Source organism: Pedobacter sp. UYEF25, assembly GCF_054061655.1.
Genome location: NZ_JBSSEL010000012.1, coordinates 58,333 through 74,181 on the forward strand (window position 1 = coordinate 58,333; position 15,849 = coordinate 74,181).

A 15,849-nucleotide genomic window follows, 5' to 3' on the forward strand; every position below is an offset into this window, starting at 1 on the left:
CGAACTTGATGCGCACTGAGGTACAATCTTCAATTGGCAGATTTTTCTTCCTCGTTCTTATAGTCGTGCTCGCATTCCCTAACTATGGGTCTTTGGCATTCGGGCAAACAACTTATTTACCTCACTACAGTACAAAGAATGGCCTTGCGAGCAACACCTGTTATTTTATTCATCAAGATAAAAAAGGTTTTTTGTGGATTGCTACGAGCAACGGCGTAACTAGATTTGATGGGACCAATTTTCAGAATTTTGGAATAGAAGATGGATTACCCGATACGCAGATTGTGCACATTGCAGAAGATAGGCAGGAACGGATGTGGTTTTTTGCGCTAAACGGGCAGGTCAGTTTCCTAAAAGACGGGAAATTCTACAACGCTAGCAACAACAAGGTACTTGCAAAACTAAATTCTGGTGCCGTAGTAGTTTCGTTTTTGCAAGACAATTTAGGCAGAATTTGGCTTGGCACAAACTCAAATGTTATTGTCTGCATCGCCGGTGGTATAGTTAGAACATATAGCGCTACTAGCAAAAGCCACAATTTTTTTAATGCTTTCTTGCATCAAGGTAAAAAAGGAAATATTTATGCGCTAAGCGATGGCTTTGTGCACAAGTTTTATAAAAATAACTTCGTATTGGATACTTTGAAGTTAAGTCCGCTTTCTTTTATGAATGCCGCCAATTTAGAAAACAATACGCTGGTATTTTTAGATAAAAGAGGACTTACAAGTTATAACAATGGAGAAATCAACAACGTCATAAGCATTCCTGATAATCTGCTAAAAAACAGCTCCGGTTATTTTTATTACGACCAGTTAAATAAAAGAGCTTGGTTGGCAACTTTAAGCGGTGCAATTGCGATAGACAGCGCTAAAAAAACAATTAAATATCTCCAAGATGTCGGGATAAACCAAGTGCTAAAAGACAAAGCTGCCAACATTTGGTTCGCAACCAATCAAGGCTTATATATGTTGCCAAAAGAAAGTTCAAGGCTTTCTATCATAGACGCTGAAGATGGTCTAAGTAGCAATGTTATAAAGAGCATTGCAAAAGACAATGAAAATAGACTTTGGTTAGGTACAGACGATGCTGTGATAGATATTTTGAATACCAAAACCTTTAAAACTGATGAAGTAGGATTGGATGACTTTAAAAAATTTCGAACCATTAAGCAATTGGCATTCGATGCTAGTTCCAACTCCATTTATTTTTCCTCAGAATTTGGCCTTGGCGTGTTTCAGCAGGTAGACAAAAGCACCTCGAATGTAAAATACCTTAGCGAGAAAAATAATTCTTTATTTGTAATCAAAAACTTTGGTCTCAATAAAAAGCAACATAAACTTGCTTTGGCACTATCATCTGGGGTAGTAAGTTTAACAGATGCTCCGAACAATTTAAAGTTTAATACGAGCAACTTAATTGAAAATTACAATTATATAAAAGGAAGAGCTTATCACGTTTATTATGATAAATCAGGAACCTTATGGTTTTCTAACGTAAATGGACTGAACGCTTTTAAAAATGATAAAATTGTAAGGCATTATCAAAACAATTTCCTACTTACAAAGCGCATAAATGACATCTATGAGTTAAGCGATGGGACACTCCTACTTGCAACAGATGGATATGGCCTGCTCTTTTACAGGGATAATAAGATATTTAAACAACTTAAGCAAAGCGATGGACTAACAAACAACATCTGTTTAAAAATATTTGTAAAGAATAAAGAAATATGGGTACTTAACAGTGCAGGCGTAAATAAAATATCTAATTATCCGGCGAGTCCGCAAATTGCGAATTTCGACTATGGGAAGGATTTACTTACAGATGATGTAAACGATCTATTTATCGACGATAGTACTGCATATTTCGCAACCAACCGCGGACTCATATTATTTAATTACGTAAAAAATAGAAGCAACACAAATGGTCCGCCGGTGTACATCACTTCTATAAAGAAAGATCAGGAAAGGCTATTGTTGAACACTAATCATTTTAAATTTACCAGCGGCAACAGTAGCATTTTTTTAATGTTTAGCGCCATAGACTTTTCTACTAGCGACATTACTTATCGGTATAGACTTAATGCGAACACCCCTTATATAGAGACAAAAACTCGAAGATTAGATTTTTCTTCTTTGCAACCTGGCGACTACAACTTTGAAGTAAGTGCGAAAAGTCAAAACTCTAATTGGGGAACTTCCGCTGCCTTATCTTTTTCTATTGCAAAACAGTTCTGGCAAACCTGGTGGTTTTTAACTTGCATAGTTTTGCTTGCAGGCTTCGTCTTTTATAAATTAGCAGCTTATTTTATCAGAAAGCAAAAAAACAAAGAGCAGAAAGATTTGAAATTAAGAAATAGGGTTTTGATGTTGGAGCAGCAAGCACTACAGGCTATGATGAACCCGCACTTTGTGTTTAATGTTATGAATGCCATCCAACATTACATAAACACGCAGAACACAACCTCTGCAAATAAGGTGCTAACAGGTTTTGCACGGCTGATTAGAAAAAACTTAGAAATTTGCACCAAAGGATATATTTCCCTGCACGAAGAATTAGAGTATCTAAAACTCTACCTAAAACTAGAAAAAAACAGGTTTGGGGATAAATTAACTTACCACTTCAATATAGATAAACTGTTGGATGTTGAAGAAACTTTTATACCATCTATGCTGCTGCAGCCTTACGTTGAAAATGCGATTTGGCATGGAATTATGCCCAAAGAATCTGGTGGAAAGATAGAAATAAACATGTCTTTAAAACAGGGAGAAATCTTAGCCATAGACATTATTGATGATGGCGTAGGCATAGATAATTCCATTCGTACAAAGAAAGGAGGTCATGTGAGTAAAGGAATGCAGCTCACGGCAGAAAGATTAAAGCTTTTGGCAGAGATTGGATCAAAAAACATACAGTTAAATGTTAGGCAAAACGCCCAAAGCGGCACAACAGTATCCATTTTGATGCCGATTTAAATCCCTTTTACCGTTTACTCAATTTTTAATACCATTCACTAATTTATTGCGTTGAATACAAATGTTTAGCGTTAAACTTGTTCTATAGATAAACGATAAAAGTTTTATCAAAAGTTCTTATAGGGTTGATATAGCTATTTTAATAACCTAACTTAAACTATATCTTAATTCAGGTTTCATTTGTGTGTTAAAAAGCGGTCTTGTTTGAAAAAAGCGAGACCGCTTTTTGTTCGTCAAAAGTCTTAGTTTTGTACATGCCGCCAGCAACTCTTTCTCAGCACATAGAGGCACTTATTTTTTCATCGGTACTCAGCATTACTGCCGAAGAAATTTCTTTAGCACTTAGTTCTGCGTTTGAAGAAGCTTTTTCATCAACATTAATCTTGGATCATTTAGCGGATATAGAGCGGAAATATTTAGGTGACGATTTTATTTTAGAACTTATTTATCTGAATGGTGGATACCAATTCCTGACAAAAAAAGAGTATTTTAAAACAATTAACCAACTTCAATTGGTAAGATCTAAGAAGAAACTAAGTCAGGCAGCGATGGAAACTTTGGCCATCATTGCTTATAGGCAACCAATAACTAAATTAGAGATAGAGCAAATAAGAGGCGTAAATTCTGATTATTCTGTGCAACGCCTTCTAGAAAAAGACCTGATTTCCATAGCAGGTAAATCGGAAACGCTGGGAAAACCGATACTGTATCAAACCAGTGAAACTTTTATGGATTATTTTGGATTAAGAAACCTTAAAGAATTGCCTCAATTAAAAGATTTTGTACAAACAGAAAACACCGTTGGAGAAGAATTAGAATAAATGCGAAAAATTATAACACTTGTTTTGCAAAAAAACTTATTTTTATCCTTTCAAGTTATTAAACCAATTTTTATTTTTGTGTAATGAAAACGCCAAAAAAACATTCTGAAAAACCGTCTACTAAAAAAGCTGAAGTGGATGACAACGATTTTGACGAAGACGATTCCAACGAACAACGTGGTAAATCGACTAAAAAATATGAGGACGACGAGGACGACGACTACGACGCGCCTTTAGACGATCTGGATAGTTTAGACAACTTTGATGATGAAGACGAAGACGATTATTAATCCTTAAAAAAATATTTAAAAAGCATCTTATTTACAATAGGATGCTTTTTAAATTTTACTCTCTTTCCATGCAAATCATTCACGTAAGCCAGCTAGCCTTGGCAAAAGATTTTTTACAAACTCCTAAAATACTTTACAAAGACGATTCTTGCTACATCAGTCCTTTAGACGAAGTGGTAGAAAAAGTATTCGACGTGAAAAAAAACCCTTTCTTCTCACATGGGAAATGCACCAGATGGGTGCTAAAAAATGAAAGTGGACAGCTGATTGGTAGAATCGCAGCATTTATTAATGAAAAAAAGGCCTATCAATCCGAACAGGCGACAGGAGGAGTGGGCTTTTTTGAATGCATGGACGACCAAGTTGCTGCTAATTTATTGTTTGATACCGCCAAAACTTGGTTGATGGAAAATGGCATGAAGGCTATGGATGGTCCAATTAATTTTGGCGAAAACGACAGCTTTTGGGGCTTGCTGATTGAAGGTTTCACAACACCATCGTACGGCATGAACTATAACTTTCCATATTACCAAAAGCTTTTTAAAGACTATGGATTTAAAACGGAGTATGAACAGCTCACCAACCATATAAACCTTAGCATTCCTTTTCCGGAGCGATTTACAAAAATTGCAAATTGGGTAGCGAAAAAACCGGGGTATACTTTTGAGCATTTCACAAAGAAGAACGCCGCAAAATACCTTTCGGATTTGATGGAGATTTACAACGATGGCTGGCAGGATTTTGAAAATTTTACGCCGATAAAAAAAGATACATTAATAGAAAGCTTTAAAAGTATGGAAACCATTATGGATGAAAATCTGATCTGGTTTGCGTACTGTAATGGAGAACCCGCAGCCTTTGTAGTGATTATTCCTGATGCAAATCAAATGATTAAAGGATTTAACGGAAGATTAGGTATGTTGGAGAAAATAAAATTTGCCTATCGTAGGTGGCTTGGTGTTACGCGAATGCGCGCAGTGGTAATGGGCACAAAAAAAGCTTATCAAAAACATGGCTTGGAGTCAGTATTGTTTATCAAGCTTGGGGAATATGTATTGCCAAAGAAGCAATACAGAGAATTAGAACTAAGCTGGGTTGGAGACTTTAATGATAAAATGATTGCCATCCACGAGGCTACAGGAGCAACAATGGGTAAAAAGCATTTAACTATGCGAAAAACATTTTAAACAACCGAGATTCGGTATTGTCGTATAGTAATGACAAATTAAAAAACGGTTATCCTTCTGATATTTTAATTTAAAAGATTCAGAGGCACTACTTTAAGTAAACATATGTGATTCCGTCTCCACCCCTATCTTGGTGTTCATCTTCCATCCGATCCACCTGATTGTATTTCTTCAAATATTCTCTAATAAGCTTTCTTAAAATCCCATCGCCTTTGCCATGAATGATTTTAATTGACGGAAAACCTAGCATAATGGCCTTGTCTAAATACTTTTCTACTTCAAACAAAGCAGCTTCACCACGCAAACCGCGCAAATCTAATTCTGCTTTAAAATCTGCTACAGCATCTGTCATCCTACCTGAAAATGACTGCTGAATTACCTTTTTAGCCTCCCTATTACTAATTTTATATACCCTATTTTGCTTTACAATCGAACGCAAATCACCAATGGCTAATACTAAATTATTGCGGTTTATCTCCAAAACTTGTCCTGTTGCTTCATTGTCTATGATTTTTACCCAATCTCCGACTTCAACCTTTTCGTTATCAACTTCTATCTTGGGTTTCGGCTTTTCTTTAGGCACCTCAACCCGTTCCAATTCTATTTGTAGATTTTGACGCAGTGTTTTGGTTACCACTTTATCAGCATCTTTGGCGCGGATTTCGAAAATTGTTTGCTCAACCAGCTTATTTGCATTTTTGATGATGTTCTGAGCCTCTTGCTTTGCCTCCTTTAAGAGCATTTTTTTATTTTCGGTTAAGAAGTTTTTCAACTTCTCGTTTTCGGCAATTAGATTCTTAGCCTTATTCTGTTGGTTGGCCAATGTAACTCTGCTGTCGTAAATCTGCTTTTTATCTCGCTCTAGATCGATCAATAGACTATCTAACCTGTTCTCGTTCTTGCCAGACTTTAGCTTCGCCAATCGGACCACTTCTTCCGGCAAACCAATATTTTGTGCAATCTCAAAAGCATATGAACTGCCAGGCTTTCCGGTTTCTAAAATGTACAAGGGCTTCATTAACCTGTTGTCAAAAAGCATCGAAGCATTTTCCAAACCTTGGGTATTTCCAGCGAACAATTTTAGATTAGAATAATGAGTAGTTATCACCCCATAAACTTTCTTATTGTTCAAGACTTCCAAAACTGCCTCAGCCATGGGGCCGCCGAATTGCGGGTCGGTACCTGTTCCAAACTCATCGATCAGCACCATTGTTTTTGCATTCGCACGCTCTACAAAAAATCGCATTTTGGTAAGGTGTGCGCTATAAGTACTAAGATCACTTTCGATAGATTGGTCATCTCCAATATCGGCGAATATATGCTCAAACAAGCCAACTTCGCTATTGGGATCTGCAGAAATAAGCAATCCACTCTGCAGCATAAGTTGTAAAAGTCCAACCGTTTTCATGCAAACTGATTTACCACCGGCATTTGGACCGGAAACTACGATAATGCGTGCCTTATCATTAATATTGATATTTAAAGGCGTAACTATTTTCCTCTCTAATTTGAAAGAGCGCAACAACAATGGATGAACCGCATTGATCAATTTTGTTTCTGGCGTTTTCAATAGTTTTGGCATTTCCGCACCAATTTCAATTGCAAACATCGCCTTTGCCCTTACAAAGTCTAATTTGGTTAAAAAACCATGGTAAGAAAGCAGCAGATTGGAATACGGCCTCAACTGATCTGTTAGCGCAATTAATATTTTGACGATTTCTCTGCGCTTATCGAATTCCAAATCACGCAGTTTATTATTTAGATTGAATACCTCTTCCGGCTCGATGTAAACGGTCTGGCCACTTGCAGATTCATCATGCACGAAACCCTTCAATTTGCGCTTATTTTCTGCTAAAATTGGAATACACATCCTACCATCTCTCATGGTCAAGCTTCCGTCAGCAACCCAATTACTTGCAACTGCATGCTTATAAACAGCATCCATTCGCTTTCGAATATCCTGCTCGGTTTGATTAATGGAAGAGGTTATTGTCATTAATTCTTTAGATGCGTTTGGTTTGATTTTTCCATTTGGGTCAATCACGGCTTCGATGGTTCTCAGCATACCCTTTTCTATGGGCAAATATTCAAATAGCGCTTCTAACGTTGGATAAACATCTGGTCGAGAGGCAAAAAAGTGAAGCACGCTAAAAACAGTTTGCAAGGAGGTATAAACCTTAAACAATTCATCTTCTAGTAGATAAGAACCCTCAACCTTAATTTTTTCAATCAAAGATTTAATGTCGAAAAACGCATTGATTTGTAATGGTTCTTGATTTTGGATAATGCTTTTAAACTCCTTGGTTTGCTTTAAAAATTTATCTATTTGATCAAACCGATAAATAACCTGCATTTTCTGCACCATTGCCTTACCCATAGGACTTAAACAATGTTTCGCAATGAGGTGCCTTATTTCTCCAAAGCCTAATCTCTCTTCACAATTTTCGGGATATAACATAGAACTTAAAAACTTTCTTTCTTTATCGGTAGAAGATTCTTTTTAACCTTCTTGCGAGGTAAAGTCAACTTTTTCTTCGGCTTAATTTTTTTCACTAAACTGTCTGCCTTTAACTTTTTTGCAAATGCAATAGAGTCCTTTTTTGCCTGAAGTTTCAATTTTATAGAATCCGCTTTGAGCGCCTTCTTAAGCGCGATGGAATCTCGCTGGTCCATATAACGTTTTTGCGCCTTTAATCTTGTCGAAATCCGTTTGTACATCTTCTCTAACTGTACGGGCTTCTCGGAGTAATAAGCCAGACTTTCAGTAAACTGAACTGAATCAATATCGAATTTTTTATAGATTCCATTATAATACCGAGAAGCCACTTTTTTGGCAGAATCTTCTGGATAAATGTTAGAAATATATCCATCTACTACATGAACATCATATATAACGTTTTCCATTTTATCTGGCTTTATTATGCCATTTGGAACGCTGTTGCTACAGGCAAGCCAAAAAATACTTAAAAGTAAAGCCAAAAATATTTTTCTCATTCAGAATTAAAACAGTAATTGTTGCCAAAATTTCGGCAAGGTTGTTAATTTTACCAAAAATAGGTATAAATGAGCATAGCTGATAACATAAAGAAATATAAAAATGAGGTTGAGAGCCAGGGAGTGATGCTCATTGCAGTTTCTAAAACAAAACCAAAGGAAGATCTTCTACAAGCGTATGAGGCCGGACAAAGAATTTTTGGAGAGAACCATGTACAAGAAATGTGTAAAAAACAGGAGGAAATGCCAAAAGATATTCACTGGCATCTTATCGGCCATTTGCAGAGTAATAAGGTAAAATACATTGCTCCATTTGTAGAGTTGATACATGGTGTAGATAGTTTAAAACTTCTACAAGAAGTTAATAAGCAAGCTGCAAAAAACGAAAGAATTATAGATTGTTTATTGCAAGTGTACATCGCCGATGAGGAAACTAAATTTGGATTAGATTTTGATGAAGTGATCGAGTTGCTTAGGTCTGAAGAATATTTAGCCCTTAAAAATGTAAAAATAACAGGGTTAATGGGCATCGCCACGAATACAGAAAATGAAAAACAATTGAGCGTTGAATTTAAGGAGTTGAAAGTTTTCTTTGATGGAATTAAGGTAAGTTTCTTTAGGAACGAAGCGACATTTAAAGAACTTTCTATGGGTATGAGTGGAGATTACAAATTAGCCATAGCAGAAGGAAGTACCATGGTTAGGATTGGAAGCAATATTTTTGGAAGCAGAACGTCAAAAGACTAAAGTAAAGCAAAATATTTCTTTGATTTTTTGGCTATTCTGTTTTTATAGCCAACACTTTTTAAGAAGATAAAGAGATTATACACATGAATTTAAACATCAGAAAAGCAGAATTAGAAGATTGCGAAGCCATTTTAACTTTAATAAACGAGCTTGCACTTTATGAACGTGCGCCACAGGAGGTGACGGTAAATTTAGCCCATTTTAGAGATGCAGGGTTTGGAACTGCCAAAGTTTGGGATGCTTTTATTGCAGAAGTAGATGGGAATACAGTTGGATTTGCGCTCTATTATACTCGTTACTCCACCTGGAAAGGCTGCAGATTGTATTTGGAAGATTTTATCGTAACCGAAAAATTTAGAGGAAAAGGAATTGGCAAACGCCTATTTGAAAAAGTGATCGAAGTTGCCAAAAATGACCACTACAATGGTATGGTTTGGCAGGTGCTAGACTGGAATAAGCCCGCATTAGATTTTTACCACAAATACAATGCAGAAATAGAAATTGGCTGGTTAAATGCATCGTTCAGCGCAGAAAAAATAAGCAAATTTTAACCATGGATGTATTTAAATTTGGCGGTGCTTCAGTAAAAAATGCAGCTGGAGTGATAAATCTGGCAGAAATTGTTAAAAGTTACAACACTGGAGCCCTATTAATCGTAGTTTCTGCAATGGGCAAAACTACCAATCAGCTAGAGAATTTAACTAAAGCATATTTAAGTAAAAGTCAAGAAATCCATCAAATTTTTGAGGAGATTAAAAACTTTCATTTTGACTTAATTGATGAATTGTTTGGTGGCAATCAAAACGCTGTTCATGATGATGTTGCAAATGTATTTGTAGAGATTGATTGGTTGATAGAAGATTCAGCAGATGAGAACGACGACTACATTTACGACCAAATTGTATCGATTGGCGAGATCGCGTCCACTAAGATTATAGCTGCTTGGCTCAACCACTGCGGGCAAAAAAGTATTTGGGCAGATGCAAGGAGCTATATTCAAACAGACAATACCCACCGAGAAGGGAAGGTAAACTGGCAGAAGACAGAAAAAATAATACAGGAGGATTTATCATTAACATTAAGCAAAAGCATTGTGGTAACCCAAGGTTTTATTGGAGGCACTACAGAAAATTACACCACTACATTGGGAAGGGAAGGTTCAGATTATTCGGCTGCAATTTTTGCTTATTGCTTAAATGCAGATGCAGTAACGATCTGGAAAGATGTACCGGGAGTGTTAAATGCAGATCCTAAATGGTTTGATGAAACTAAAAAAATAGATCAATTAAGCTACTACGATGCCATCGAGCTTACTTATTATGGTGCGACAGTCATTCATCCGAAAACTATCAAACCTCTGCAAAATAAAAATATACCTTTGTATGTAAAGTCTTTTTTGCAACCCGCAGAAAAAGGAACAGTAATAAATAATACCGCAAACCCTTTACCAATACCATCGTTTATCTTTAAAATAAACCAAGCCCTAATATCTATTTTTCCGAAAGATTACTCTTTCATTATTGAGGAAAATTTAAGCAAAATTTTCGACGTTTTTCATAAACATCACATTAAAATAAATACAATGTTAAACTCTGCAATGAGTTTTTCTGTCAGTGTAGACGATGATGAGGGCGCAATAAAAAAGCTCTTAGAGGTGCTTTCTGTGGATTTTATGGTAAAGTATAATAAAAATCTGGAGTTGGTTACCATCAGGCATTATGATGACCAAACCATAAAAAGAACAATAGTTAACAAAGAAATACTGTTGGAGGTGAAAAGTAGACATACGTGTCAAATGGTCATGAAAAATTTATCGAATGGTTTATCCTAAATGCTGAACATTGCCATTTTAGAACCACAGGTACAGAATTTTATTACGAAAAATCTAAATGCGGATCCAGCTGAAATTGCGCTTGCAAAAAGCCCGTTTCCTGATGTCTCTTCTGCAGCCTTAGCCGCGCAGATTTTGGCAAAAACAAAGGCAGAAAAAAAGCTTCCCACATGGTTTAACGCAGCTTGTATTTACTATCCAGCTTCGTTATCTATTGAACAAACTTCCTCTGAAATCGCGGCGAAGCATAAAGCATCTATTGTACCAAGCGAAACACTTATAGACCTTACAGGAGGTTTTGGGATTGACGCTTTTTATTTTGCACAACAGAACAAAAGTGTGATTCACTGTGAAATTAATGAGGATTTGTCTGACATAGCCCAACACAATGCGCAAAAGCTTGAGGCAGGAAATATCGTTTTTTTGAAAACGGATGGAATTTTATTTATAAAGCAAGAGAACCGCAGATGGAATACCATCTATGCAGATCCAGCACGTCGAGGCAGTACTGGAAAGGTTTTTAAATTGGCCGACTGTACACCAAATATCCCCTTACATCTTGATGATTTATTGACTAAAACGGATGTTTTAATGTTAAAAACTTCTCCTCTGTTAGACATTGATGCAGGATTACGAGAATTGAAACACGTAAAAGAAGTACACGTAATTAGCATAAAAAATGAATGCAAAGAATTGCTATGGCTTATGGAGAAGAGTTTTAGTGGAAAGGTAAAAATTATAGCAACCACCCTCAACAACCAAGTAAAAAGGGCTTCTTTTTACAGACAAGAATTATTCCATCTTAGCATTTTTGCGGACAATATATTTCCGGGGTTATTTCTTTACGAACCTGATGCGGCCGTGCTCAAAGCAGGAATACAAGATTTGATTGCGTTGCAATACGGACTCGAAAAACTAAACCCCAACACCCAATTATTTGTCTCTACACAAAAAAACATTAATTTTCCTGGAAGAATTTTCGAGATTTCGGGAGTGATGAATAGTAAGGATATAAAAAGAAAAATGCAGTTAAAAAGTAACGTGATCGTCAGAAACTATCCTGCAAAAGCAGAAGAATTGGTTAAGAAATATGCTATAAAGCCGGGTGACGAAGCATTTTTGATTTTTTGTAAAGCATCTGGAGAAAAAAATATAGTGATAGAGGCAAAAATACTTCAGTACTATTAAAAAGTAAAACAAAAAGACATCAAAAACCGCAAACGCTGTCAAACAAAAAGTTTAATAGCGTTTGCGGTTTAAAAAGGCCACAAAAAGCAATGTACAGTTTTGTCTATTTATTGGGCTGCGGCGTAGTTCTTAAATACGGTTTGATAATTTTATATCCTTTTGGGAATTTAGCAGGAATATCTTCTGTTTTTATGGCTCCAGAAACAATTACATCTTGTCCATCTTCCCAATCGGCAGGCGTGGATACGCTATAATTTGCGGTAAGCTGCAGAGAGTCTATTACTCGAAGCACCTCATTAAAATTTCTGCCAGTAGAAGCAGGATAAATGATCATTAATTTAATCTTTTTATCGGGACTGATTACAAATAACGACCTTACGGTAAGTGTTTCCGAAGCATTAGGGTGAATCATATCGTACAAATCTGCTACTTTTTTTTCTGGATCTGCAATAATGGGAAAATCTACAGTTGTGTTTTGTGTTTCGTTAATGTCGCTAATCCATCCTTTGTGAGAATCTACTGAATCAACACTCAATGCGAGAACTTTAACATTTCTTTTTTCGAACTCTCCTTTTAAAGCAGCGGTTCTACCAAGTTCCGTTGTGCAAACAGGGGTGTAATCTGCAGGGTGAGAAAATAAAACCCCCCAACTATCTCCTAAATAATCGTAAAAATCTATTTTTCCTATTGAGGTTTCAGCCTGAAAATTTGGCGCAGTATCTCCTATTCTAATACTCATAATTTTATGTTTAATGTTAATAAAACAAACTTACATAAAAGTATACTAAAATAGTAGTTTTAATTTGCTATGGAAATAATATGTCCGTAAAACCACAATTATAGGTCACCGAAGGATTTTTAAGCTTAGGATGGATAAAAGCGAAAAAACCTTAATCTAAAAAAGTTGCGTCCTATGTTAACTAATTGGATTAGTTAGTTATATACCTTAATCATAAAAACATAGTCTTGCAGTTTTTCTATTTGCTTAGTACGTTTTAGTCCAAAAAGTGCACTTTTATGATTTGTAGATGGTCTTTTACCGAGCGAATCGGCAGGTATTGCGTTAATTGCCTCCAATATATAGGTAGCCTTTATAGCGAAAGCTGCACCATCGGCCTGACTTTCCTTACCGCTGATGATACCTACTAAATTACCAGAATTATCTAAAAGCGGGCCGCCACTGTTGCCCGGATTTACTGGGATGGAAACCTGATACTGCGTTGTATCGCCCACAAATCCATTTTTTGAACTTACATATCCTTCTCCCAATACCGCATCATCCTTTGGATATCCTAAAGTGTACACATTCTCGCCTATGGCCGCACTATTTTTCTTAATGGTGTAAGGAATGGCCAGTAAATTTTTAAATTTATTATCCTCTATCTTTAAAATAGCCATGTCGTACAAAGGGTCTGTATGTACAACTTTTACTTTGAAAGACTCACCTTTGCTGTTCTGAATGTAAATCGAATCAGCATCTCTAACCACATGTAAATTAGTAACAATGTAACCGTTTGTAGAAATTGCAAAGCCAGTACCCCCATAGTTACCGGGCCTCAAGGCCTTAGGCTGGCTTGTCTCGGCATTTACTTTTATATTTCTTATTAAATTGTTTTGACTTTTTATTGCTCTAACCACATCTTTACGCATTTGTAAATAGCTGTCAGCTTGTTTACTACTGTGCTGGATGGAATAAATAGAAATTAAAGATAGAACAATAAAAGATGCCGCTATTCCGATAAGTGCCTTGTTTTTACGCCAAATGCCAACAATTTTAGAAGGATGGGGTCTAAGTTCATTTGCGAGGGCAACAACGTCTATTTGATTGTGAATGGTATTGAGTTGATTTTTTAACTGCAGTCTCGAAGCATAAATATCCATCGAATCTAAAAAAAATTTATGTGTAACAACCTGGTGATCTATGGCAGGCTCATTTTTACGCAATAACTCAAACGACACCGATTCCTCTTTGGTAAGATTACCCAGAAGATAGTCTTCTATAATTGTCGCTAGTTCTAACTCGTTTCTCATTTAATCTTTTGTCTTAAAAAACAACTTCTTTAATCGCTGTAAACACTTGTATTTCTGTGTCTTGGCATTGTCTGTATTTGTGTATCCGAATTTCTCACAAATGTCGTTCATGGATAAACTATGGAGGTAAAAATCCTGAATAATTGTTTTACAGGGTTCGCCCAACGTAATTAATGCTGAATGCATCTTATCAAAATGCGCTTCCTTCTGTTCAAAATCCTCTACATCCTCTTCAACTTCCAAAAACTCTTCATAATCTGTAATGTTCCCCACCTTTTTACTCTGACTAGCAAGTTTTTTTAACCAAATTCTTCTGCTAACAGAATAAATATAGGTTTTTAACTTGCTGGTAAGCTCAAAGCTACCTTGCTTTACCTTGTCGTGCAGTACGATAATCGCTTCCTGATAAACATCCTTTGCATCATCTTCACTGCCGTTATTATTTAAAACCAATTGCAACACCATGGCAAAATAAGCTTTGTACAACCTACTAAGTACATCTCCAGAATTATTTAAAATTCCTAAAATTACTTCCCTATCTGTCGGCACGGATTCTCTCAAAGTAAACTTCACCAGTTAATACATTTTATGTTAAAAAGTAACCCAATAATAGGTAAAAAATTGTGTTGAAGGCAACTTAACCTCATAATGTTACCGGTAAGCGCGTTGCAGGCATCTTAGAGTAAGCTAATTTGATAACAATCCGGTAAGCAAAAATATTAAATTTTAAATATGATGCTGTACCGCACACATGATCAACAAAAAAGATCAAAAAATGACCGGATATGAATAAGCATTTGAAAATAATTATTTAGAAGCATTAGGATTTATTAAAATAAGCTATACCTTTGCGGCCTCAATCAGAAAAAAATGAAAAACACTTTAAAACTTACCTTCTTAGCAGTTGCTGTTTCTCTAGGTATGGCTGCTTGCAGCTCAGAAAAAAAAGCTACTGCAAATGACACAACTATGGTAGATACTGCAAATGTGGATACAATGGTTAAAGATTCTACAATAAAAGATACCACTGTAAAAATTACGACAGAGAAAACAGAAACTAAGACTAACTAGTCTTTAAAATTATTTTAAAAATTTTTGGGTTACCTTTTTCCTTAACCCGTATTAACGTTAAATTAAATTACCTTAAAAAAGAAAAAAATGAAAAATGCATTTAAATTCGGCTTCTTAGCTTTAGCCTTATCATTATCAGTAGCTGCTTGTAACTCAGAGAAAAAAGCTGACGGTGCAGATACCACTATGACTGATTCTTCTACTATTGTTACTGACACTACAGGTGTTGATACAACTGTAAATGACTCTACAGTAAAAGATACTTCTGTAAAAGTAAAAACTACTACTACTGAAGTTAAACACTAGTTTTAACAAGTAATTGAAAAGAAGGCTTGGAAAATTTCCTTAGCCTTCTTTTTTTTTAAAAAATGGGTTACCTTTTATGTTTTTTAGTATTAATAAGCGTAATCATTATTAAACTTAAAACAAAAGAAATGAAAAATGCATTTAAATTAGGCTTTGTTGCCTTCGCTTTGTCTTTATCTGTAGCTGCATGTACCTCTGAAAAGAAAGCTTCTGCCACTGATTCCTCAACAACAGATACATCTATGATGTCTACTGACACATCGATGAAAGACACGATGATGACAGACACCATGAAAAAAGATACTACGATGAACAAAATGTAATTTTATACATTTCATCTAATTTATTAAAAGGGTTTCAGGAAATTTCTGAAGCCCTTTTTTATTTATACAGTCTTAAGCCGCCATA

Annotated in this window: 16 protein-coding genes; 10 read left to right on the forward strand and 6 right to left on the reverse strand. The window is 35.8% G+C overall.

The window, feature by feature from the left end; genetic code table 11:
- Window positions 1–8: 8 nt before the first annotated feature.
- The 4 genes from ACVWYG_RS12250 (at window position 9) to ACVWYG_RS12265 (ending at window position 5,273) form a co-directional block, all read left to right on the forward strand.
- Window positions 9–2,975: a ligand-binding sensor domain-containing protein gene (locus ACVWYG_RS12250; RefSeq protein WP_457270514.1), complete on the forward strand. Its 2,967-nt coding sequence runs from the start codon at window positions 9–11 to the stop codon at window positions 2,973–2,975.
- Window positions 2,976–3,229: 254 nt separating this feature from the next.
- Window positions 3,230–3,796: an SMC-Scp complex subunit ScpB gene (gene scpB, locus ACVWYG_RS12255; RefSeq protein ID WP_457270515.1), complete on the forward strand. Its 567-nt coding sequence runs from the start codon at window positions 3,230–3,232 to the stop codon at window positions 3,794–3,796.
- 83 nt (window positions 3,797–3,879) lie between these two features.
- Window positions 3,880–4,086: a hypothetical protein gene (locus ACVWYG_RS12260; RefSeq protein ID WP_457270516.1), complete on the forward strand. Its 207-nt coding sequence runs from the start codon at window positions 3,880–3,882 to the stop codon at window positions 4,084–4,086.
- Window positions 4,087–4,154: 68 nt separating this feature from the next.
- The gene (locus tag ACVWYG_RS12265) at window positions 4,155–5,273 is read left to right on the forward strand and encodes a GNAT family N-acetyltransferase (protein WP_457270517.1); all 1,119 of its coding nucleotides are present in this window, start codon (window positions 4,155–4,157) and stop codon (window positions 5,271–5,273) included.
- 88 nt (window positions 5,274–5,361) lie between these two features.
- Here the strand turns inward: ACVWYG_RS12265 and ACVWYG_RS12270 are convergent, their stop codons facing one another.
- Both ACVWYG_RS12270 and ACVWYG_RS12275 read right to left on the reverse strand, forming a co-directional pair.
- Complete coding sequence (locus ACVWYG_RS12270) at window positions 5,362–7,731, reverse strand: endonuclease MutS2 (protein WP_457270518.1); 2,370 nt, start codon at window positions 7,729–7,731, stop codon at window positions 5,362–5,364.
- 5 nt (window positions 7,732–7,736) lie between these two features.
- Window positions 7,737–8,267 carry a DUF4296 domain-containing protein gene (locus tag ACVWYG_RS12275; protein ID WP_457270519.1) on the reverse strand — a complete coding sequence of 177 codons (531 nt, stop codon included), beginning with the start codon at window positions 8,265–8,267 and terminating at the stop codon, window positions 7,737–7,739.
- A 69-nt stretch (window positions 8,268–8,336) separates the two neighbouring features.
- Here ACVWYG_RS12275 and ACVWYG_RS12280 point away from each other — a divergent pair, with 69 nt between their 5' ends.
- The 4 genes from ACVWYG_RS12280 to ACVWYG_RS12295 all read left to right on the forward strand — a co-directional run bounded on the left by ACVWYG_RS12280 (window position 8,337) and on the right by ACVWYG_RS12295 (window position 12,033).
- Window positions 8,337–9,014, forward strand: coding sequence for a YggS family pyridoxal phosphate-dependent enzyme (locus tag ACVWYG_RS12280; RefSeq protein ID WP_457270520.1), 678 nt, complete (start codon window positions 8,337–8,339; stop codon window positions 9,012–9,014).
- An 83-nt stretch (window positions 9,015–9,097) separates the two neighbouring features.
- Window positions 9,098–9,565 carry an N-acetyltransferase family protein gene (locus ACVWYG_RS12285; protein WP_457270521.1) on the forward strand — a complete coding sequence of 156 codons (468 nt, stop codon included), beginning with the start codon at window positions 9,098–9,100 and terminating at the stop codon, window positions 9,563–9,565.
- Window positions 9,566–9,567: 2 nt separating this feature from the next.
- Window positions 9,568–10,845: an aspartate kinase gene (locus ACVWYG_RS12290; RefSeq protein WP_457270522.1), complete on the forward strand. Its 1,278-nt coding sequence runs from the start codon at window positions 9,568–9,570 to the stop codon at window positions 10,843–10,845.
- Window positions 10,846–12,033, forward strand: coding sequence for a THUMP-like domain-containing protein (locus tag ACVWYG_RS12295; protein WP_457270523.1), 1,188 nt, complete (start codon window positions 10,846–10,848; stop codon window positions 12,031–12,033). It begins immediately after the preceding gene.
- Window positions 12,034–12,136: 103 nt separating this feature from the next.
- Here the strand turns inward: ACVWYG_RS12295 and ACVWYG_RS12300 are convergent, their stop codons facing one another.
- The 3 genes from ACVWYG_RS12300 to ACVWYG_RS12310 form a co-directional block, all read right to left on the reverse strand.
- Entirely contained in the window at window positions 12,137–12,772 is a 636-nt protein-coding gene (locus ACVWYG_RS12300) for a peroxiredoxin (protein WP_457270524.1), read from the reverse strand.
- A gap of 194 nt (window positions 12,773–12,966) precedes the next feature.
- Window positions 12,967–14,064, reverse strand: coding sequence for a S1C family serine protease (locus tag ACVWYG_RS12305; RefSeq protein WP_457270525.1), 1,098 nt, complete (start codon window positions 14,062–14,064; stop codon window positions 12,967–12,969).
- Window positions 14,065–14,637, reverse strand: coding sequence for an RNA polymerase sigma factor (locus ACVWYG_RS12310; protein ID WP_457270526.1), 573 nt, complete (start codon window positions 14,635–14,637; stop codon window positions 14,065–14,067). It lies immediately after the preceding gene.
- A 297-nt stretch (window positions 14,638–14,934) separates the two neighbouring features.
- Between ACVWYG_RS12310 and ACVWYG_RS12315 the strand changes: the two genes are divergently transcribed.
- On the forward strand, window positions 14,935–15,135 hold the full coding sequence (locus tag ACVWYG_RS12315; protein ID WP_457270527.1) for a hypothetical protein: 201 nt from the start codon (window positions 14,935–14,937) through the stop codon (window positions 15,133–15,135).
- Window positions 15,136–15,222: 87 nt separating this feature from the next.
- Entirely contained in the window at window positions 15,223–15,441 is a 219-nt protein-coding gene (locus tag ACVWYG_RS12320; protein WP_457270528.1) for a hypothetical protein, read from the forward strand.
- Window positions 15,442–15,508: 67 nt separating this feature from the next.
- Here ACVWYG_RS12320 and ACVWYG_RS12325 read toward each other — a convergent pair whose 3' ends face one another.
- Entirely contained in the window at window positions 15,509–15,757 is a 249-nt protein-coding gene (locus tag ACVWYG_RS12325) for a hypothetical protein (protein ID WP_457270529.1), read from the reverse strand.
- Window positions 15,758–15,849 lie beyond the last annotated feature (92 nt).